Raw genomic sequence first — 22,409 nt, 5'->3', positions numbered from 1 at the left:
TGTTGACTTAAATAAGCCGCTCACCGGATTCTAGTTTTCTCGATGTAAAGAAGTGTAAGGCGGGTGGAAATCTGTGGTAAATGCCAAAGCGCCGGCATATGGCCGGCGCTTTTATTGTGCTTTGAGGGGGGCTTTTTGAAAAGCCAGGCTTCAGGCCAGCCTGAAACGTGCCACCATATCCTGCAGTGAACCGGCCAGGCGCGCCAGCTCACGGGCTGTAGCTGCAGTTTGTTCAGCGCCGGCGCTGGTTTGCACCGACACATCGCTGATGCGGATAATATTCTGGTTAATTTCTTCAGCCACTGTACTTTGTTCTTCTGCCGCCGAGGCTATCTGGGTAGTTTTATCGTTAATAGCCACTATGCCTTCGAGCACTGCCTCCAATAAATGGCCGGTGGCATGAATGTTCTCTGCGCCCTGACCGGCCTGCTGCAAACTCAGCTGCATATCAGTCGACGCCTGCTCTGTGCTTTGTTGCAGGGTTTCAATCATGCTGCGGATATCAACAGTGGATTGCTGGGTGCGCTGCGCCAAATGCCGTACTTCATCAGCCACCACAGCAAAACCGCGGCCCTGCTCACCGGCTCTGGCCGCTTCAATAGCCGCATTCAGTGCCAGTAAATTGGTTTGCTCTGCAATCCCCCGGATCACCTCCAGCACTGTATTAATCGACTGGCTGTGGCTTTTAACCTGCAAAATAGTGTCATTGGTGTTTTGCACCTGATTGGAAAGCTTACCAATTAAATCAATGGTTTGATGTAATTCTGTCAGGCCTTTTTCCGCATGCTGATGTACTGCACTGGCTTCCCCTGCCGCTTCTGCGGTGCTGCTGGCAACATCCCGCACTGTCGCGCTCATTTCATGCATGGCGGTGGCGGCAAGTTCAGTATCCTGTTGTTGCTGTAATACCCCTTTGCTGGTTTGCACTGTCACAGCTGAAGCCTGCTCGGCAGCAGCAGCCACCTGATGTACGGCCGAATCAATTTGCTGCAGCACCTGATGCAGCTCATCGGCCACCTGATTAATGCCTTTGGCAATATGACCAAATTCGTCATGGCTCTGGTATTGCACCCGCGCTGTTAAATCGCGGGCAGCCAGTTTTGCCATGGCATCATCAATTCTGGCCACGGCATTTTTAATATTTTTAATCACAGCAAAAGCCAGCCACAACACAAACAGCAACACCAGCAGATTTGACAATAAAGCCCACCACAAAGCGCTTTGGCTTTGCTGATACACTTCAGCGGCCGCTTTGGCGGTTTGGCTTAATAACTGATTTTGCAGCACCACCAGCTTGTCGATACGCTGGGTAGCTAAGTCAAACCAGCGGCCACTGTCCACCTCAAGTTTGCTGTTGATGGGCGTTTGAAACACCAGTTGCTGCAGGCTTTTAAACTCGGCACTGTCAGCATCGGCCAGCGCAGTTTTAATGTTCTGCTGAGCGGCACCACTTTGCCTTAACACATTTTCCTGAAAGGCGATAAAAGCGCCCAGGTTGGTACTGACCCGGGTTAATAAGTCGCTATCGAGCTGCTGCTGATTAAACACCAGCCCAAGCAGCGCCCGCTCGCGTCCGGCGCGCTCTATCATTTCCATCAGCTGATTCATCACCGCCAGCTGACGCGCCATCTCAAAATGTGACAGCTGCTGCTCAGCCTGATGACTGAGCGCCAGTAACTGGCTGATCAACTGGGTATAACGGGCAGCAGACTCAGTGTTTTTAATCTGCTGTTTATCCACCTCTTGCCGAAGTGGCGTCAGCGCCGCTAATTGTTGTTGTGTCTGCTGCAAACGCTCATCTTTTAACTGCAAAAAGGCGCTGAGGCTGCGGTCACTGTCACTGCGGGCTTTTTGCATTTTGTCGGCAAATTTGCTGCCTTTGCTGCCCAAAAACACGCCGCTGCTGCCACGTTCGGTTTGCAGGCTATTGACCAGCGCGCCCACCACCAGGGTTTGTTGCACCCTTTGTTCTACCTCGGCTGCCACCTGCAGTGCCTGATATTGCGCCAACATATGTTGGGTGACAAACCAAAATAAAAATACCAGGGGCAAAGCCAACAATAACAGCAGCTTATATTGCATTGGCCAGTTGCGGATCATCGCTTGCATTAAACTCTCCTTGTGAAAGCCGCGCTAATGCGGCCGTCGGATCTACTATTCAACCTCTGCAGCTTGCTGCTGCAGATATTCAGGGGTAAAGCTGAAATACACCCCGGTACCGCCCTGTTCGCGGCGGCGGATCTGAATTTCTCCGCCCAGCTGTTTACTACGTTCCTGCATAATGGCCAGGCCATAATGGTTCAGCTTTTCAGCATTTTGCGCTATGCCTACACCATTATCTTCAATAGCTAAATCAATGGCTTTGCCCTGCTGTTGTGCCAGCCGGATCCGCACTTCAGAGCCCTGACTGTGATGCACCGCATTCTGGCTGGCTTCACGCACTATTTGCAGCAAATGAATTTCTTCCTGTGGCTGTAATGGCGTGTTGGTCAGCTGATAATCCAGCAAAAACCTGATGCCGGATTGTTCGGATAACTGGGTTGCGGTGAGCTGCAGCGCTTGCTGCAAACCACCGCCATCCACTTTTAATCTGAAAGTGGTCAATAATTCCCGCAATTGACGGTAAGCGGCATCCAGGCCATGTTTCAGCTCGGCCGACACATCCTGCATACTGGCTTTGTCGTCCATCTGAATGGCTTTATTGAGCCGGCTCACCTGAATTTTTAAATATGAAAGCGCCTGTGCAAGCGAATCGTGCAGCTCGCGGGCAATCACAGTGCGCTCCTGCATTAATGCCAGCCTTCTCGCTTGCTCGGCCTCAGATTTTAAGCTCATCGCCACCGCCAGCTGATCGGCCACTGTGCTTAATAATTGCTGCTGCCACTCTGCCAATTTTTTATCTATGCTGGTGCGGGCGATAAGCACACCATATTGCTGATGGTCTCTTCTAAGCTGATAACGGTACAACAGCTGATCGTCCCGGCGCATGCCATGACTGGGCGCTTCAATACATTCATGGCAACTGGTGCGGCCGCAAGCTTCTTGCTCAGCATCTGCTGGTTGCAGCTGCAGATAAGGCTGACTGCCCTGCTCAGTAATTAAACAAAGTTCAATGTCGCGGATTTGTGTCACCTGCTGCAGCCGGTCAACCAGCACATTTAACTGCTGCCGGTCCGGCACCTGCTGATTAAAACTGCGCGCCATCTCATATAAAAACTGCAGTTTGGTATTACTTTGTTGCAGCGCTGCGGTTTGTTCATCCACCCGTTTTTCCAGATTGCCGTACATATAAGCAATAGCGTCGCTCATTTTATTGAGGGTACCGGCCAGCACCCCGAGCTCGTCCGGCTGCTCGGCGGCAATACGGGAGGTAAAATCGCCCTGGCCGATGCGCCGCGCCGCACGCGTCAGCTCCGACAGCGGCTGCTCGACTCTGGACTTAAGCCAATACATCACCACCATGGCCAAAATTACGGTTAAAAACAGCGCCACCACCTGCACCAGCCGCAGCGCCCGCACTTTTTGCTCAGCGTCCTGCTGTATGCTGCCGACCAATTGTTCCAGCATGGCAACATGGCTGGCCAAAGCACTGCTTAACTCGTCGGCGCTCATACTGCCACTGGTTATTTTTGGGCTCAGTTCCAGCCAGTTACGGCGGGCCTCACGAAAAGCTTCACTGAGTGCGCGTTTTTCATGTTTCATCCGGTAAAACACCGGATGCTGCCAGCTGTCCAGCAGCTTCTGCTGCGCTTCAGCCAGCTGAACCGGTTTTTGTTGCTGGCTCAGAAGTGCCACTTTATAGGTTTGCATCCGAAGCGAACCGGCCACGTTAATGGCCAGCGCATCACTGTCGGCTTTTTCCGATAACCAGTAGGAAATCAACATGGTACTGAGCGCCATGGCCACGATGCAGGATAGAGCAACGCCGATACGCGTCACAATTGAAAATTTTTTCATCATTACACCCAAATGAAGACAGGCACAGCATATGCTTTTTTAACCGGGGACAAGCTGCGCAAGTGAGCTACCCCTTTTACCCCGCCAGCCTCAAGTCAGCGAATGAACCTTCTGACCGACAGCGAAGTTTACATTTTTATTCAATAACTTAGTAAAAATTCACTCTACCTCTTTGGGGGTAGCCCGGCGCCATTTTACCCATTTTCATGCCATAGCAAGCTTGTGCCAGATCAATCATCATTCGCCCAACATTCTTATAGTGTTCAGAAGTTAAGCAGACAAGGTTGTTGTGCATGCAAGAGCAGCAACCAGCGCCAGGAGTAAACCGATGAGTCATCTTCTCGACAAATTGCGGTTTTTTAAAACCCGCAAAACGCCATTCTCCGACGGACATGGCATTACCACCAATGAAGACAGAACCTGGGAACAGGGTTACCGGCAACGCTGGCAACACGACAAGATTGTACGTTCCACCCACGGGGTGAACTGTACCGGTTCTTGTAGCTGGAAAATTTATGTCAAAGATGGTCTGGTGACCTGGGAAACCCAGCAAACCGACTATCCGCGCACCAGACCCGACTTACCTAACCACGAACCCCGCGGTTGCCCCAGGGGCGCCAGTTATTCCTGGTATATCTATAGCGCGAACCGGCTGAAATATCCAAAAGTCCGCCAGAGCCTGATGAAATTATGGCGTGAAGCCAAAGCCATTCATAAAGATCCGGTGCTCGCCTGGCAATCTATTATCAACGACCCGGTTAAAGCAAAAAGTTACAAAGAACGCCGTGGTTTAGGTGGTTTTGTCCGCGCCAGCTGGGATGAAGTCAACGAGCTGATTGCCGCAGCCAACGTGCATACAGCCAAAACTTATGGCCCGGACCGTGTCACCGGCTTTTCGCCTATTCCGGCCATGTCGATGGTGTCTTACGCCGCCGGTGCCCGTTATTTGTCGTTAATCGGTGGTAACTGTTTAAGTTTCTACGACTGGTACTGTGACTTACCGCCGTCATCACCGCAGGTGTGGGGCGAACAAACCGACGTGCCGGAGTCGGCCGACTGGTACAACTCTAACTACATTATCGTTTGGGGTTCCAACGTGCCACAAACCCGCACGCCGGACGCCCACTTCTTAACCGAAGTACGATATAAAGGCACCAAAACCTGTGTTATTACTTCAGATTATTCCGAAGCATCGAAGTTTGGTGACACCTGGCTGGCCCCCCGTCAGGGCACAGACGCCGCCCTTGCCATGGCATTTGGGCATGTGATTTTAAAAGAATTCCATGTGAATAACCCAAGCGCCTACTTTACCGACTATGTGCGCCGTTATACCGATATGCCGATGCTGGTTATTCTGGAAGAAAACGACGGCAAACTGGGTCAGGGCCGTTTCCTGCGCGCTGCCGATCTGGTCGACAATCTGGGTGAAAACAATAACCCGGATTGGAAAACCATCGCTTTAAACAACAAAACCGGCAAACTGACCAGCCCGAACGGTGCCATTGGTTATCGCTGGGGTCAGAATACCGACCAGATTGGTAAATGGAACTTAGAACAAAAAGACAAAGACGGTGACATTGAACTGGCACTGAGCCTCAAAGACAACCATGACGGTTTAGTCGACGTTGCCTTCCCGTATTTTGGCGGTGCACCACACGAATACAAATACTTCCAGCACACAGCGCATGATGATATTCAGCTGCGTAAAGTGCCGGCGAAAAAAGTACAGCTCGCTGACGGTACTGAAGCGCTGGTCGCCACCGTATTTGACTTAACGTTGGCGCATTATGGTGTGGATAACGGCATTAACGATGCTAACCGTGCCCAGAGTTACAACGACAACGTGCCTTATACCCCGGCCTGGCAAGAAGCCATCACCGGCGTCAAACCAGAAGATGTAATTCGCATTGCCACTGAATTTGGCCGCAACGCCGATAAAACCCGTGGCCGTTCTATGGTGATAGTGGGTGCTGCGCTGAACCATTGGTATCACATGGATATGAACTACCGCGGCCTGATTAACATGCTGATGATGTGTGGTTGTATCGGTCAGAGTGGTGGTGGCTGGGCGCATTATGTCGGTCAGGAAAAACTGCGGCCACAAACCGGTTGGGCACCGCTGGCATTTGCCACCGACTGGCAAAAACCACCCCGTCATATGAATGGTACTTCGTTCTTCTACAACCATTCCAGCCAGTGGCGTTACGAAAAACTGGATATGGCCGAAGTGGTGTCACCACTGGCCAATAAAGAAAAATGGACTGGTTCTATTATCGACTTTAACGCCCGCGCCGAGCGCATGGGCTGGTTACCTTCCGCACCTCAGCTTGGCGTGAACCCGCTGCATATTGCCGGTAAAGCCAAAGCCGCTGGTATGGAGATTAAAGATTACCTGCTGGGAGAACTTAGCAGTCACAACATAAAATTTGCCTGTGAAGAGCCGGAAAATCCGCAAAACTTCCCACGCAATATGTTTGTCTGGCGCTCGAACTTACTGGGCTCTTCCGGTAAAGGCCATGAATATATGCTGCGGCATTTGCTCGGCACCAAACATGGTTTGCTCGGCAAAGACTTAGGCGGTTTTGGCGGTAAAAAACCAGAAGACGTGCAGTGGACCGACAGCCCGGCTGAAGGCAAAGTGGATTTATGGGTAACACTGGATTTTCGGATGTCCACCACTTGTCTGTATTCCGACATAGTGCTGCCAACCGCTACCTGGTATGAAAAAGACGATATGAATACGTCGGATATGCATCCATTTATTCATCCGTTATCCGCCGCTATTGACCCTGTGTGGGAAGCACGCAGCGACTGGGAAATTTTTAAAGGCATTGCCAAAGAATTCTCCCGCGTTTGTGTCGGTCACTTAGGGGTGGAAACCGACGTAGTCACCACGCCAATGCACCACGACACGCCGGCCGAATTGGCCCAGCCTTATGGTGTGAAAGCCTGGTGGAAAGGTGAATGTGCGCCTGTGCCCGGTGTCACTATGCCGCATTTAAATGTGGTGGAACGTGATTATCCAAATACTTATCAGCGCTTTACCTCAGTAGGTCCATTGCTGGAAAAAACCGGTAACGGCGGTAAAGGCATCGGCTGGGATACCAAAAATGAAGTGCATTTCCTTAAAGAGCTGAACCGTACTCACACCGCTGAAGGCGCCAATAAGGGCCTGGCCAAAATTGAGTCGGCCATCGACGCCTGTGAAGTGATTTTAACGCTGGCACCAGAAACCAATGGTCAGGTGGCCGTGAAAGCCTGGGCTGCCCTAGGCAAAATCACCGGCCGCGATCACCGCCATCTGGCGCTGAATAAAGAAGATGAAAAAATCCGCTGGCGCGACATTGTGGCCCAGCCACGCAAGATTATTTCATCTCCGACCTGGTCAGGTCTGGAAGACGAGCATGTGTCTTACAACGCCGGTTATACCAACGTGCATGAGTTAATTCCATGGCGCACCATCACTGGCCGTCAGCAGTTTTATCAGGATCACGAGTGGATGCGCGACTTTGGCGAACAACAATGTGCGTACAAACCGCCTATCAACTTAAAAACTGTCGCGCCAGTGCTGAATAAAAAGCCCAATGGCAACACCGAAATAGTGCTGAACTGGATCACCCCACACCAAAAATGGGGCATTCACAGTACCTATTCCGACAACCTGCTGATGCTGACCCTGTCACGCGGCGGCCCCATCGTCTGGATCAGTGAAATTGACGCCAAAGCGGCAGGCATTGAAGACAACGACTGGATTGAAATTTTTAACGTCAACGGTGCCATTGCAGCCCGTGCCGTGGTGTCACAGCGAGTGCCGGAAGGCATGAGCATGATGTACCACGCTCAGGAGCGCATAGTGAACGTACCAGGCAGTGAACAGACCGGTACCCGCGGTGGTATTCACAACTCTGTGACCCGCGCTGTGATGAAACCCACCCATATGATCGGCGGTTATGCCCAGCAATCTTATGGCTTTAACTATTACGGCACTGTGGGGTGTAACCGCGATGAGTTTGTCATCGTCCGTAAGATGAACAAAGTCGACTGGCTGGACACCCAATAGGAGTAGCATGATGAAAGTACGCGCACAAATAGGCATGGTATTAAATCTCGACAAGTGCATAGGCTGTCATACCTGCTCCATTACCTGTAAAAACGTCTGGACCTCACGCGAAGGTGTGGAATACGCCTGGTTTAACAACGTTGAAACCAAGCCTGGCATTGGTTTTCCGAAAGAATGGGAAAACCAGCAAAAATGGAACGGCGGCTGGGTGAAAAACGCCAAAGGTGAGCTGGAGTTAAAAATTGGCGGCAAACGCCGGGTGTTGGCGAATATTTTCGCCAACCCGGATTTACCGGAAATTGACGACTACTACGAACCTTTTGATTTTGACTATCAGCATCTGCATACCGCCAAAGACAGTCAGCATCAGCCGGTGGCAAGACCGCGCTCACTGATCAGCGGTCAGCGCATGGAAAAAATTGAATGGGGCCCGAACTGGGAAGAAATTCTCGGTACCGAGTTTGCCAAACGCAAAAAAGATCAGAACTTCAATGAAGTAGTGCAAAAAGACATCTACGGTCAGTTTGAAAAAACTTTCATGATGTATCTGCCACGGCTGTGTGAGCACTGTCTGAATCCGGCTTGTGTGGCGGCTTGCCCAAGTGGCGCCATCTACAAACGTGAAGAAGACGGCATAGTGCTGATTGACCAGGACAAATGTCGTGGCTGGCGCATGTGTGTATCGGCCTGCCCCTACAAAAAAATCTATTACAACTGGAAAACCGGTAAATCAGAAAAATGTACTTTCTGCTTCCCGCGCATTGAAGCCGGTCAGCCGACTGTCTGCTCTGAAACCTGTGTTGGCCGTATCCGTTATTTAGGCGTGCTGTTGTACGACGCCGACAAAATTTCGGCCGCTGCCAGCGTTGCCAACGAGCAGGATTTATATCAGGCCCAGCTGGATATCTTCTTAGATCCAAAAGATCCAAAAGTGATAGCCGCAGCCCGCGCTGAAGGCATCCCGGATAACTGGATCAACGCGGCCCAGCAAAGCCCTGTTTATATGATGGCGATGGAATGGAAAGTGGCGCTGCCACTGCACCCGGAGTATCGCACCCTGCCGATGGTTTGGTATGTGCCGCCACTGTCCCCTATTCAAAGTGCAGTGCAGGCCGGCCATGTAGGCATGAACGGCGAAATTCCGGATTTAAAATCGCTGCGGATTCCGCTGCGTTATCTGGCCAATATGCTGACCGCCGGTGATGAAAAACCTGTGGTGCGGGCTTTAGAGCGCATGATTGCGATGCGCGCATTTAAACGCTCACAGCAGGTAGATGGTGTAGAAGATTTGGCGGTACTAAAAACTGTCGGCCTGACCGCACTGCAGGTGGAAGAAATGTACCGTTATATGGCGCTGGCCAACTATGAAGACAGGTTTGTTATTCCAACCAGTCACCGTGCTTATGCCGAAAACGCTTATGACTTAAAAAGCAGCTGCGGTTTTAGCTTTGGCAATGGCTGTGGTGATGGCAATAACGACGTCAGCCTGTTTGGCACCAAAGCCAAAGGCGTACGTCAGGTGATTCCGGTAGAGCTGAAGGATTAAACGATGAAAATTTTACAGGTTTTATCTTTATTACTGGATTACCCAACCGAACTTTTGCATGACAGCAAAGACGACTTGCTGGCGCTGGTAAACAGCGCCGGCCTGTCGGCCAATACTGAACAGGCGCTCTGTGACTTTGTCACAGAGCGCCTGGATGGCGATTTAATGGACTGGCAGGCCGATTATGACGGCCTGTTTGAACGTGGCCGCTCTTTGTCTTTATTGTTGTTTGAACATGTGCACGGCGAGTCACGCGACCGCGGCCAGGCCATGGTCAATCTGCAAAACCAATACCGCGAAGCCGGTTTGGATATAGGCCAAAAAGAGCTGCCGGATTATCTGCCGCTGTATTTAGAGTTTTTATCCACCCAGGGTGATGACAATGCCCGTTATGGTTTGCAGGAAGTAGCGCCGGTGCTGGCACTTCTGACAGCACGTTTGCAAAAACGCCAAAGCAACTATGCAGCTGTGTTGTTTGCACTCTTGGAGCTATCGGATACCGATATCGATTTGTCGGATATTCAGGCGCAAATTGCCAGCGAAGAGCCGGATCACACGCCCAAAGCGCTCGACAAAGTGTGGGAAGAAGAAATGGTGACCTTCCTTGGCAATGAACAGCAAAACGGCGCTTGTAGCAGCAGTGTGTCACGCCCGAGTGAGCAACAACGTAAGGATCAGTTTGTACCGCTCAATACTGAATTGCTGGCTACCGACAGGGTTGCTGCTGACAGGCTCGCCACAGACGCAGCTGCATTAGCACACCCTGCCCATGTTGTAGATAAAGATGCACTGGCCGCTGAGATTTTTGCCCATGCTGCGGCCAACCAAAAAGCTGCGGCTCAAAGCGCTGCAGCAAAAGGAGTATGATATGACCGCCTTTACCCCTTCAATTTTTGATAGTTTTGCCTTTGGCATTTACCCCTATATTGCCATGGCCATTATGTTTATCGGCAGCTGGATCCGCTACGACCGCGAGCAATACACCTGGAAAACCAGCTCCAGCCAGATCATGGAGAAAAAACAGCTGCGAAAAGGCAGTATTGCCTTTCATATCGGCGTTATTGCCATCTTTTTTGGCCATTTTGCCGGTTTGCTGATGCCAAAAGCGGTGTGGCATCTGCTGGGTATCACAGTTGAAATGAAACAGCTGATTGCTATGGGTGTGGGTGGTTTTTTTGGTCTGATTTGTTTTTACGGTCTGACCATTTTAATTATCAGAAGGCTGAATAACCCAAGGGTTCGCGCCAATTCCAGCACCATGGACATTGCCATTTTATTGCTGCTGTACGCACAGCTGATTTTGGGTTTGTTGTCGATTTTTGTCTCAATGGGGCATTTAGACGGCGCCGAAATGTTAAAGCTGATGACCTGGGCACAAAGCACTATGACGTTCCAAAGTGCAGCTGCAGTGGAAGCGATTTCCGGTGTGCACTGGATTTTTAAAGCCCATGTGTTTTTAGGCATGACCATTTTTGTGCTGTTCCCGTTTAGCCGCCTGGTGCATATGCTGAGCGTGCCGGTGCAATATTTCCGTCGCCAGCACCAGATTGTCCGCCAGCGTTTTGTCCGTTAAATCTTGAATGCTCCGGGTTTTTGCTGAAAAAGCCCGGAGTTGTTGTGCTGTTCTGCCCCGCTTTGGCAACTGCTGTTTTTCACGATGGAAACTCAGATTGCAGCCAAAGCGGTTTTTTCGGAGAAAATGATGATTATTGTTAATGAAACAACAATTGCGGAACCGGCCATTATGGCGGAAATGCAATACCATCCGGCGCCGGATAAAAGGGCCGCTATGCTCAAGGCCGCCGAAAGCCTGATTATTGCCGAACTTTTAAAACAACGTGCTATGGCGCTTGGTTTGGCTGATGCACAACAGCTGCAAGACCATAGTCCGGCCTCACAGGATCTGGTACTGGACTTGCTGATTGAGCGGGAAGTTGCGATTCCAACCGCCAGCGGCGCTGAATGTTTGCATTATTACCAGCAAAACCCACAGCGGTTTGTCACCTCACCTTTGATTGAAGTGCGGCATATGTTATTACCGGCCGCGCCCGACAATGATGCTGAACGTGCCAAAGCCAAACAACTGGCCGAAGCCATTCTGCTGGAGCTGAATCAGGCCGGTGATTTTGCCAAACTGGCTGCCAATTATTCGGTGTGCAGCAGTAAAGACAATGGCGGTTTATTGGGCCAAATCAGCAAAGGCCAGACAGTGCCGGAGTTTGAACGTCAGGTATTTAAAGCCACACCTGGTTTGATCCCCTATCCGGTAGAAAGCCGTTTTGGTTTGCATGTGGTGGATGTACTGCGCCGGATTGAAGGAGATGTGTTGCCTTTTGATGCCGTTGAACAGAGGATCCGCGATTATCTGAACGAAAAAGTAAGACGCAAAGCCATAGCCCATTATATTCAGAACCTGATTGGGCAAGCGCAGATTGAAGGTTACGACTTTGCATTAAGCGGCTCACCGCTGATGCAATAGCAGCCCAGCGTCTGGCCATCACAGCGTATTGTGGCAACACTGACTCAGCAACAGGAACGCAGCAATAAAACTCACCGCCTTCTGGCCACAGTTGGCGGTTTTTTTATCGGTGAAATAAAACCACTACCCCTTTGGCGCCACGCAGATACCTCCGCTAACACCTTGCTACCCAATAGATAGTAACCATTTCATTTTATTCATGTTTTTACATAAAGACCTTATAATTTCCATGCTTTTTAACCGCCTCGATGAAGGAAATTATGAAAAAAGCCACACTCGCGTTACTCACCCCTGTTTCTCTGATCGCCGCCACTGTTGCAGCCCTCAGCCTCCCCTCTGCTTACGCCGCCAGCTCTGTCACCAACAGCTCCGCCGCTGATGCGCTAAAACAAAGCACTGTCAGCGCCCAGTTCCGCTACCGGCTGGAAAATGTCGATGAAGACAAAGCTATTAAAAACGCCACAGCATCTACCTTAAGAAGCCGCCTGACGCTCAATACCGGCAGCTGGCTTCACAGCAAAGCTTTGCTGGAAATAGACAATGTCAGCAGCATTGGCGGTGAAAGATACAACAGCACCGTTAACGGCCATGGCCAATATTCGGTGGTGGCCGACCCAACCGGCACTGATATTAATCAGGCGGCGCTGATTATCAGCCCCTATCAGGATGCCCAATTCACCCTGGGCCGTCAGCGTATTAATTTGAATAATCAAAGGTTTATCGGCAGTGTTGGCTGGCGGCAAAATGAACAGACTTTTGATGGTGTACGTTATAGCCAAAAAATGGCGGGCAACTGGCAGCTGGACCTGGCCACTTTGCACAATGCCAACAGAGTGTTTGGCCCTAAAGGCAGCGCAGCCGACTTGCACGGCCGCTTTAACCTGGCCACGCTGAACTGGCAATTGTTACCAGCGCAGCAGCTGAGCGCCTTTGTGTATGACTTAGACTTTGACACCCTGCAAGCGCGCGACAGCAGCACCCAGGGGGTGGACTACAGCGGCAATCTGGCAACATTGCCCAAATTCAAATGGCAGCTGGCCCTGGCCAGTCAACAAGACGCCCATCAGGCACCTGTTGATTTTGACCACCATTACCACCGCATTGATCTGAGTTATAACTTCGGTACTTTCACCGGCAAAGTGTGGCAGGAACGGCTGGCAGGCGATGGCACAACCGCTTTTCAAACACCTTTTGCCACCCTGCATGCTTTTGAAGGTTTTGCCGATTTATTCCTGACCACGCCCAATCAGGGTGTGCGCGACAACGCACTGGAAATCAGCCTGCCGGTGAAAAGCAGCAAAGTTGCCGTCAGCTGGCATCAATATGACAGCGACGCCGGCAGCAACAAGCTGGGTTCTGAACTCAACGCCAGTTTAAGCTGGGATCCGACACCTCAGCTGAACCTGCTGCTGAAACTGGCGCAATACAATGCCGACAGTTATGCCACAGACACCAGCAAAGTCTGGCTGATGGCAAGTTTTAACCTGTAAGTTTCTTCTCGGCCCGACCTCCACGTCGGTTTTTTGCAGCGCCATCCAGAGGGTTCCGGATGGGCAACAGCGGGATCTCAGCACGCCAACAGTTTGGCGTGCTGCCGAGGTTGCGCCTCGAGCTCTGCGAGAGGCCGGATATACGAAGGGATCTCGGCACGCCAACAGTTTGGCGTGCTGCCGCGGTTGCGCCTTGAGCTCTGCGAGAGGCCGGATCAACTTCGGGATCGCAACCTAACGGTTTGACTGATGGCCAGCTACAACCTGTAAGTTTCTTCTCGGCCCGACCTCCACGTCGGTTTTTTGCAGCGCCATCCAGAGGGTTCCGGATGGCGTTTTTTTTCATTCAAGCTTCCCCTAAAACACCCTACTTTGACCCTTACCTCTGTTGGGGTAACAACCACAGCAACCATGCCGCCTGCAGCGGGATGCGCTTTTTAACCACGGAAAAACATTGATCCAGATCAAAGTCTGCAAGATGGCAACGCCTAAGCTAACACCATATCTAGTGCCAACAATAAACAACAAACACAAGATACAGGGTTATGCCGGATTTATATTATTACGCAGAGCAAGTGGTGTGGCAGGAAGTACCGGGCGAAACCAGCCTGGCTTTTACCATCAGTGGTTGCCCTCTGGGCTGTAAAGGTTGCCATAGCGCCCAAAGCTGGCCTGCCACTGCCGGCCTGCCACTGAGCCCGGCGCTGCTGCTGGAAAAACTTAATCAATACCGCGGCCTGATTAGCTGTGTACTGTTTTTAGGCGGCGAGTGGCAACCCAAACTGCTGCAGCAACTGCTGCAACTTTGCAAAAAGCAGGGCTTAAAAACCTGTTTATACACAGGTCTTGAAATTCCACCGCCTGGTTTGTTGCCGCTGCTGGATTACATCAAAACCGGCCGCTGGCAGGCTGAGCTGGGCCCTTTGGGCACACCCGGCAGCAATCAGCGTTTTTACGATTTAAATCTGCTGCAGGAACAAAGCTGGAAGTTTCAACAGGACAGCACAGGAAAAACAGGAAATGCAGCAAGAGCCAACAGAGTGCCAGTAAAAACCATATACACAGACCAGGCAGCAACAGAACCATCCATAACAGCAGAAACCGCAGCAGTAAACCTAAAAACAACACAACAAGGACTTTTATCATGCAACGACTGATGAGCCACCAGGTACAACAAAAACTCGATTTTATTCAGCACTACCTGCACGCCACCAATGCCGCCGACGGCTCCAAAATGGACGCCAACGCCAATGTCACGCAAAAGAACATTGCCACTTTAGAAGCTGAGCTGATGAAAGATTATTTTATTCAGGTGAATCGCGCTCAGGTCAGTCAAAAAATTGCACAGCTTTTTGGTGCCGATCTGGCGGCAGAATATGTGCGGCAAATTGAAGCCCACGAAATTTATGTGCACGATGAAACCAGCTTAAAACCTTATTGTGTGTCGGTGACCATGTACCCTTTTTTGCGGGACGGCCTGACCAAGCTGGGTGGTGAATCCAAAGCGCCACAACATTTAGAGTCGTTCTGTGGTTGTTTTGTCAATTTTGTGTTTGCCGTCAGCAGCCAGTTTGCCGGCGCTGTGGCCACAGTCGAGTTTTTAACTTATTTTGACTATTTTGCCCGTAAAGACTACGGCGATAACTATCTGATAACCCACAAAAAACAAATTGAAAACCACCTGCAGCATGTGGTGTATGCGCTGAATCAACCGGCCGCCGCCCGTGGTTATCAAAGTGTGTTTTGGAATATCTCGGTGTATGACCAGTTTTATTTTGACTCTATGTTTGGCAATTTTGTGTTCCCGGATTTTGTGAAGCCAGAGTGGCAGTCGGTGTCGGCGTTACAGGACTTTTTCTTAAGCTGGTTTAATCAGGAAAGGGAAAAAACCATTTTAACTTTCCCGGTAGTCACAGTAGCCATGCTGACAGAAAAAACGCAAAACCCGGCGCAAAGTTATTGTAAAGACAAAACATTTGCCGAAAAAATGGCGCAGCAGCTGGCCGACGGCAGTTCGTTTTTTGTGTATTTGTCTGACAGTGCCGACTCACTGGCCTCTTGTTGCCGGTTACGCAGTGAAATCAGCGACAACACCTTTTCTTATTCGTTGGGCGCAGGCGGCGTGGCCACCGGCTCTATTAATGTGATTACCATCAATATGAACCGGCTGGTGCAGGATGGCCGCGACTTAGCCTTAGAAGTTGAAAAAATTCAGCAATATCAGGTGGCTTACCGCAAATTAATGGAAGAGTACCAAGCCGCCGGTTTATTAACAGTGTACGACGCCGGTTTTATCAGCCTGGACAAACAGTTTTTAACCATTGGCATTAACGGCATGGTGGAAGCGGCCGAGTCGCAGGGCCTGACCGCCAGCAACAACCCGGCATATGTTGCTTTTGTGCAGCAAAAACTCAAAACCATTTATGACGCCAATAAAACGGCCAAAGCCAAATACGGTTATTTGTTTAATACCGAATTTGTACCGGCGGAAAATCTGGGGATTAAAAACGCCAAGTGGGACAAAGCTGACGGTTATTTTGTGCCAAGAGACTGTTATAACTCGTATTTTTATGTGGTAGAAGACGACAGCTGTAACGCTTTAGACAAATTCCAGCTGCATGGCCGCGCCCTGTTGGATTACCTCGACGGTGGCTCAGCTTTGCATTTAAATCTGGAGGAAAAGCTCAGTCAGGACGCATATCTGAAACTTTTAAATATTGCCGCCAGCACCGGCTGTAATTATTTTTGTGTCAACGTCAAAATCACCATTTGTAACAGCTGCGAAGCCATCGACAAACGCACCCTGGTGGCCTGCTCCTGTTGTGGCAGCACCAATATTGACTACGGCACCCGCGTTATTGGTTATTTAAAACGGGTATCGGCTTTTAGCAAAGGCCGCCGCCAGGAGCACGAGCTGCGCCATTATCATCAAAGCCCGGCCAGATTGCAGGCAGAGTCGCAAAGCTCTATGCCTGCAAGCGATCAGTCAACAAGCGGTCAATCATCCAGCCCTCAATTACATAAAGCCCAGCGCCAACAACCTCAAACCGCTACGGCTTAACCGCAACGACTGAACGGCAACTATTTAACCGCTCTGGCTACCCACAAAGGGGGAGTGCAACTCCCCCTTCTGTGCAAACTGCGCTTATCTTGCTGTTGTTACACTGACGCCAGCCTGCGTTGTGGTTAATGCGAGCTGCTGCTATTGTTGAATCTTCAGGAAATCAATAGCTTGGATAGCCGCGCTGCCACAGCTTCGTTTTGTTTACGCCTGCAGCAACAGGCCGGGAGTTTCAGATGAATATTGAAAGTTATCAGGATTTAATTACCGCCGCCAAACAACAAAACGAGCCACAACGGCTGCTGTTTGTATTTGCCAAAGCCGAACTGCCCAATGGTTACACCCAAAATCAGCACGACAGTTATCAGCAAGGCCACGGTGGCGCCTTAAGCCCGGTGCTTTGTGTGGATAAACTGCCGGACGAAATCCCGGAATTTGCCACTTTAGCGGCAGAATCAGCAAATACCTGCATTGAGTGGGATATTGCTTTTGTCTCAGCGCTTGGCGGCCGTGGTGGTTTTGCCCCCAATAGCGATGAGGCCGAACAACCACTAAAAATGATGCTGGCCAAAATTCAGTCCGGCATTATTGCCGACTTCCTTACCTTTAACCGTCAGGGTGAACTGGTGGCGCTTTATTAAGCGCCACACTCCCGTGCAAAAAAGTGTCACCTTTCAAAAAAGCGCCACAGCCCGGTTGCCGGGCTATATTAGCCGCCACTTGATAGCTGTAGCGCTTTATTGAGTGTCTTGTTAAAGCAAAGGTTTTATTTAAATGGGCATATGGCCACTGATATTGAATTCCCCTTCTTTGCCACTGGTTCAGGCCAGCAGTTACTGCCTTGTTGCCGCTTATCTAACAGCGGCTTAGTACCAGAAGCTGAAGAAAGCCGAATTGTTGTGCCTTCAATCTTCTTAATAAAACTGCAAAAACCACTGATAAAACATCCCGAAGCAAACATCAGTTAAATTCTGAACAACTCGAGTCAACAAAACCCGGATTTTGTCGGAAATGTTTTAAACCTATCCGGAAAAACGATTTGCAAATTAGTGAGTTAAGACTTAGGGTGAGATCAATAAGTCCACCATCAAACCCAAAGCATCAGACAACAATCAACTGAAAACTAAATTGTACTTATGGCTCCGATAAAAATTGATGTTGTCACCTCTGAGGCTGTTGGCGCTGAAATACCAGATGGTGAATTGCAGCTGCTGAGTGGCGGGCTGGTGATTTTGCCTAAAAGCCAGCACGTTTTTTATGATGGCAAGCCACTGCCGCTTAAAGGCTTAACCTATCGGTTGTTAGAAAGATTGGTGCTGGCGCAGCAGCAGCTGGTGTCTGCAGATGAACTGGCGCGCTCGGTATGGCACAAATCTTATGTATCAGATGAAACCCTGGCACAGCGGGTGTCTTTGCTGCGAAAAGCGCTGAGCTTTTTGCAGGCTGAGGTCATTGAGTCGGTGCGAAGTGAAGGCTATCGCTGGCTCTTGCCCGTGGTCAAACAGATAACAACGCCACCCATTGTTGCAAAGCCTGATAACACCGATTTTTTCGCTGGTGCAGTTCAAGCGAATGGTGCAGCCAAAGCAGATAGCACAGCTCAAGTGAACAACGCAGCCCAGGCGAATAGCGCAGCCCGGCTGATGCGGGCTCCACAGGGAGCTGCCCCCTACTTTTATCTGGCTGTGCTATTGCTGCTGCTCATCGCCGCCTGGTTTTATCTGGCCAAGCCATCGCTTAGTCACAGCAATAATTTGGCAGAGCCAGCACAACCGGCACTTTTGCAAAAAGCTTTTGGTTATGCCCGGCAAAATACCGCGTCTGGTAATGAAATTGCCATAGAGCTGTTTGAGGAGTTTTTACAACAATCGCCGGACCATACCGCGGCCCGGCTGGCGTTGGCCGCAGCAACTATTGAGCGAGTGGTGAAATTTAACGGTGAGCCGTTATTGTTGGAGCGCGCCGCTGACCAGATCAGCCATTTAGCCACAACAGATGTCAGCCGCTGGCAACTGGAAAAGTTAACAGGTTATTATTTTGACGCTCAGGGTGATATAGCACAGGCCATTTATCATTACGAGCAGGCGTTAGCAGCCAATAGTGGTGCTATTAGCGAGATTGCTGCTTCTTTGGCTTATTTATATGTGCGTAAAGGGCGTATGTATGAAGCTATGCAGTTAAACCTGACCGTATTAAATAACAAAAATGGGTATACCTTTTTGCAGATAGCCGAAATTTTGTATCTGACAGGTTTCACAGAACAAGCCAAAGTCTGGGCTGAAGTGGCTTATAAAATTGCACCGGACGATGCTTTTGTTGCAACCCAATATGCAAGAGATGCAAAAGCCAGAGGCCAGACTGAAGTGGCCTATCAGGCTTTAAATAAACTGGAACAATTTCAATCAGCTACAGCCGATAGTTATATCACTTTGGCGGTGCTGGCCATGCAGGATCAACAATGGCAACAGGCAGAGCAGGCGCTGGAAAAAGCCACAGCTCTGGAAGCCAATAGTTTGTATGCGCAGTCGTTAAGTTATTGGTTAAGCAAGAAAAACCATGTGATAGCTGCGGTGATTCGGCCTTTAACCGAGCATAAAACACCGGTGTGGCCCAATTGGCACATTGCCAAAAGTATTGTGCATCTGGCTGATGACGATAGCGCAGCAGCAAAACAAGCCATAGCCACAGCGCTTGCTGCTGGTTTTTCTGACTATCAGTATCTATTGGCCTTGCCGGTATTTCAGCCGCTGTTTGCCGATGCTGAGTTTCAGCAGTTGATCCAGCAAATGCGGCACTCGGTAACTACCGAGCGCAGCAAAATAGCCACTATCAGTTTGCCTGATCCTGCTGCATTAATGCTGGCAGAATAGCTTTGGCAAAAATGGCCTGTGTTTGTTGGTGCATATAAGGCGTGTTATAGGCAGTTGCGGTAACCACCGCAGTGGCATTTAACTTTGGCACTATAAACAAATAATTACCGCCATTGCCCGCCGCAGCAAAACTATCCACAGTTTTGCCATTGATTTGAAAAGGAAAACGCCACCAGGTGAGGCCGTAGCTGGCGTTCATTTCTGGCATCGCTTCGGAATACGATTGTAAACTTTTGTCGATCCAGTCTTTTGGTATTAACTGTTTACCTTGCCAGTTACCCTGATTTAACACCAGCTGACCAATTTTAAGCAGATCTTTAGGTTTGATTCTGACACCACCACCGCCCTGGGTGATGCCCATTGCATTAAATAACCACTGACTTTGTGTGATGCCAAGCGGCTGAAACAGTGCTTCTTTGGTGTAATCCGCCAGCTTTTTGCCGGACGCAATTTCAATGGCGGCTGCTGTCACCGAAATACCGGCGGTACAATAAGCAAAGTCCCGGCCATAAGGCTGCTGCGCTATCGGCGTTTCCCATGGTGGATTTGCTCTGACCGGCAAATTCAGAAAAAAACTCACCCAGTCTTTGGTCAGATACATTTTTTCTTCCTGACCTTCCGACAACTCATTCATATCGTCGCATTCAAGCGGGTTGGTCATCGACAATAAATCAAAAAACGTCATGCCGGTTTTTTCCGGCGCCGGGCTTAGCAATCGGGTGTTGCTAAAGAGCGGCAACACCTTATCCTGTTCCGACTGAAAATAACCGTCGGCAATGGCTCTGCCAAACATCAGACCGGTCAGGCTTTTACTGGCCGAGCGAATATCATGCAGGTCGTCAGCACCGGCACCGTTGTAATAACTTTCGTGCAGCAGTCGATTGTGCTGCATTACCAGCACACTGCTGAGCTGCTGCGGTTTCAGCCCGGCAATGCGGCTGGCAATATGAGGTGCATTGCGACTCTCTGCTGGCTGAGTTGCCTTAGCAAAACTGCTCACTGCCAGCATGCAGCAGGCGGTGCAAAATAACTGAATTTTCATAACATACCTTGGGGTGATTGATGGTTCCGCCAGTGTTGTTGCCGCGCCGGAAAATGTCAGTTAAAGATGTCTGAAGAATTCTGAAGATATTGATATAGCATTAGTTTTTACTGAAAACTCAGATTTGAGTTTGCCGCTAAGGGGCATAACTGAACAGCGACATAACTAACGCCCACCCCCAGACTTTGCCGCCTGCGGCTCTGGCGTTAGCTGTAAAGCCAGATACTGCTGTAATTGCCAGACTTTGGCCGGTAGCAGGTTTTGGCTGTCAAAACTGTCCAGATAGTTTTTTAAATACAGGCCAAGTTCGGTGTCGCCCAGCATGCTTAAACGGCGCTGGAAAAACAGCGTGTCGGGGTCGGCCTGGCTGCTGCATAACAGGAAAAAATCCACACTGCTGGCTTTGACTGTTAAGTCAGCCTGTTGTTTTTGCGCTGCGCTCTTTGTATCCGCAGCACGTGGTCCACCCGATACATTCACTGCGCTGCCTAAACTCTCTGCGCCCCCGGCATTCACTGCGCTCAGGGCACTTACTTTTAGCTGTTGTGCCTGCAACTCAACGATAAAACTAAAAGCAAAGTCGGTGACTTCTATCAGCACCTTTTTGCCGGTTAAAAAATCCAGCGCGCCAAGGGCGCAGTCTTTGGCAAATACCTTATTCAGCACCGAGTTTATCAGCGCAATTTTCATCGGTTGTGGCAGCAGCTGGTTTAGCTTTTGGCCGGCTTTGGGCAGGGCTTTTATCACTTTTGGAGTAATCATTTTGAGTTGACACATTGGGAACATCTCCTGGGCTCAACACTTTATACTGCAGCTAATGCTGTTAAAGCTGTGCGCTGCTGCTTTTTGCTAAACCATGGTGACACAGCCAATGCCAAGCGCCCATTGCGCCAAAGAGGTAGAAAGGGATGGAATTATTGTGCCCTGCCGGCAGTGTGGCGGCGCTCAAAGCCGCCATTGAAAACGGTGCTGACGCCGTTTATGTTGGCCTGAAAAACGACACCAATGCCCGCAATTTTGCCGGTTTAAATCTTGACGATTTAAAGCTGGCCGAAGCCTGTGCTTATGTGCACAAAGCCGGTAAAAAACTGCATGTGGCTATTAATACCTTTGCCCATCCGGGCAGCTGGCCGCGCTGGCAACAGGCGGTGGATCAAGCCGTGGCAGCAGGTGCCGACGCGCTGATTATTGCCGATATGGCGGTGCTGGCTTATGCCGCTGAGCAATACCCGCACATTGAGCGGCATTTGTCGGTGCAGGCGTCGGCCACCAATATGGCCGCCATCGAATTTTACCGTCAGTACGGCATCAGCCGGGTGGTATTGCCAAGGGTGTTGTCTATTCAGCAGGTACGGGCTATTGCCCGCAGCTGCGACATTGAACTTGAAGTGTTTGCCTTTGGCAGCCTCTGTATTATGGCCGAAGGTCGTTGTTATTTAAGCTCTTATTTAACAGGGCAATCGCCCAATACAGCCGGTGCCTGCTCGCCCGCCGCTTTTGTGCGCTGGCAGGAAAATAACGACGGTAGCCTGGAATCGCGTTTAAACGGTGTGCTGATAGACAAATTTGCCCCAAACGAAACCGCAGGTTACCCCACTTTATGCAAAGGCCGTTTTGAAGTAGACGGCGAGCTTTACCATACGCTGGAAGAGCCCACCAGCCTCAATACGCTGGCGCTGCTGCCGGAGTTAAAGCGTGAAGGTATAGCGTCGCTGAAAATTGAAGGCCGCCAGCGCAGCCCGGCTTATGTGGCAAGCCTGACCCGGGTGTGGCGCCAGGCTATCGACACTTTAGCAGCCAATCCCGATGCTTTTACTGTGCAGGCGCAGTGGGATCAGGTGCTGGCGTCTTTATCTGAAGGCAGCCAAACCACTTTGGGTGCTTATCATCGCAGCTGGAAATAA

15 protein-coding genes are annotated in these 22,409 nt (G+C 50.3%); 11 read left to right on the top strand and 4 right to left on the bottom strand.

Features of this window, described 5'->3' with window-relative positions:
- Positions 1–150 precede the first annotated feature (150 nt).
- Positions 151–2,109 carry a methyl-accepting chemotaxis protein gene (locus tag N3Z11_RS16660; protein ID WP_260658329.1) on the bottom strand — a complete coding sequence of 653 codons (1,959 nt, stop codon included), beginning with the start codon at positions 2,107–2,109 and terminating at the stop codon, positions 151–153.
- A 45-nt stretch (positions 2,110–2,154) separates the two neighbouring features.
- Positions 2,155–3,957 (bottom strand): ATP-binding protein, encoded by a 1,803-nt coding sequence (locus N3Z11_RS16655; RefSeq protein WP_260658328.1) that lies wholly within the window; start codon positions 3,955–3,957, stop codon positions 2,155–2,157.
- Between the two features lie 328 nt (positions 3,958–4,285).
- On the opposite strand from N3Z11_RS16655, the gene N3Z11_RS16650 reads away from it, so the two are divergent.
- The 10 genes from N3Z11_RS16650 (at position 4,286) to N3Z11_RS16605 (ending at position 19,463) form a co-directional block, all read left to right on the top strand.
- Positions 4,286–8,017 (top strand): nitrate reductase subunit alpha, encoded by a 3,732-nt coding sequence (locus tag N3Z11_RS16650; RefSeq protein WP_260658327.1) that lies wholly within the window; start codon positions 4,286–4,288, stop codon positions 8,015–8,017.
- 10 nt (positions 8,018–8,027) lie between these two features.
- Positions 8,028–9,563 (top strand): nitrate reductase subunit beta, encoded by a 1,536-nt coding sequence (gene narH / locus N3Z11_RS16645; protein WP_313771367.1) that lies wholly within the window; start codon positions 8,028–8,030, stop codon positions 9,561–9,563.
- Between the two features lie 3 nt (positions 9,564–9,566).
- Entirely contained in the window at positions 9,567–10,430 is an 864-nt protein-coding gene (narJ, locus tag N3Z11_RS16640) for a nitrate reductase molybdenum cofactor assembly chaperone (protein WP_260658325.1), read from the top strand.
- Position 10,431: 1 nt separating this feature from the next.
- A complete protein-coding gene (narI, locus tag N3Z11_RS16635; RefSeq protein ID WP_260658324.1) occupies positions 10,432–11,136 on the top strand; it encodes a respiratory nitrate reductase subunit gamma in 705 nt (234 codons plus the stop codon).
- A gap of 129 nt (positions 11,137–11,265) precedes the next feature.
- Positions 11,266–12,042, top strand: coding sequence for a peptidylprolyl isomerase (locus N3Z11_RS16630; RefSeq protein ID WP_260658323.1), 777 nt, complete (start codon positions 11,266–11,268; stop codon positions 12,040–12,042).
- A 260-nt stretch (positions 12,043–12,302) separates the two neighbouring features.
- Complete coding sequence (locus N3Z11_RS16625) at positions 12,303–13,532, top strand: alginate export family protein (RefSeq protein ID WP_260658322.1); 1,230 nt, start codon at positions 12,303–12,305, stop codon at positions 13,530–13,532.
- Between the two features lie 545 nt (positions 13,533–14,077).
- Positions 14,078–14,689: an anaerobic ribonucleoside-triphosphate reductase activating protein gene (gene nrdG, locus N3Z11_RS16620; RefSeq protein ID WP_260658321.1), complete on the top strand. Its 612-nt coding sequence runs from the start codon at positions 14,078–14,080 to the stop codon at positions 14,687–14,689.
- Positions 14,677–16,593, top strand: a complete 1,917-nt coding sequence (gene nrdD / locus N3Z11_RS16615; protein WP_260658320.1) for an anaerobic ribonucleoside-triphosphate reductase — start codon at positions 14,677–14,679, stop codon at positions 16,591–16,593. The genes nrdG and nrdD overlap by 13 nt, the downstream gene beginning before the upstream one ends.
- Before the next feature lie 236 nt (positions 16,594–16,829).
- Positions 16,830–17,234: a ribonucleotide reductase subunit alpha gene (locus N3Z11_RS16610; protein WP_260658319.1), complete on the top strand. Its 405-nt coding sequence runs from the start codon at positions 16,830–16,832 to the stop codon at positions 17,232–17,234.
- A gap of 495 nt (positions 17,235–17,729) precedes the next feature.
- Positions 17,730–19,463: a winged helix-turn-helix domain-containing protein gene (locus N3Z11_RS16605; protein WP_260658318.1), complete on the top strand. Its 1,734-nt coding sequence runs from the start codon at positions 17,730–17,732 to the stop codon at positions 19,461–19,463.
- Here the strand turns inward: N3Z11_RS16605 and N3Z11_RS16600 are convergent.
- Positions 19,423–20,505: a serine hydrolase domain-containing protein gene (locus tag N3Z11_RS16600; protein WP_260658317.1), complete on the bottom strand. Its 1,083-nt coding sequence runs from the start codon at positions 20,503–20,505 to the stop codon at positions 19,423–19,425. The genes N3Z11_RS16605 and N3Z11_RS16600 overlap by 41 nt on opposite strands.
- 165 nt (positions 20,506–20,670) lie before the next feature.
- Positions 20,671–21,282 carry an SCP2 domain-containing protein gene (locus N3Z11_RS16595; RefSeq protein WP_260658316.1) on the bottom strand — a complete coding sequence of 204 codons (612 nt, stop codon included), beginning with the start codon at positions 21,280–21,282 and terminating at the stop codon, positions 20,671–20,673.
- 131 nt (positions 21,283–21,413) lie between these two features.
- Between N3Z11_RS16595 and N3Z11_RS16590 the strand changes: the two genes are divergently transcribed.
- Entirely contained in the window at positions 21,414–22,409 is a 996-nt protein-coding gene (locus N3Z11_RS16590; RefSeq protein WP_260658315.1) for a peptidase U32 family protein, read from the top strand.

Source organism: Rheinheimera sp. 4Y26 (assembly GCF_025245835.1).
GTDB lineage: Bacteria > Pseudomonadota > Gammaproteobacteria > Enterobacterales > Alteromonadaceae > Pararheinheimera.
This window is presented reverse-complemented; position numbering and strand designations above follow the sequence as displayed.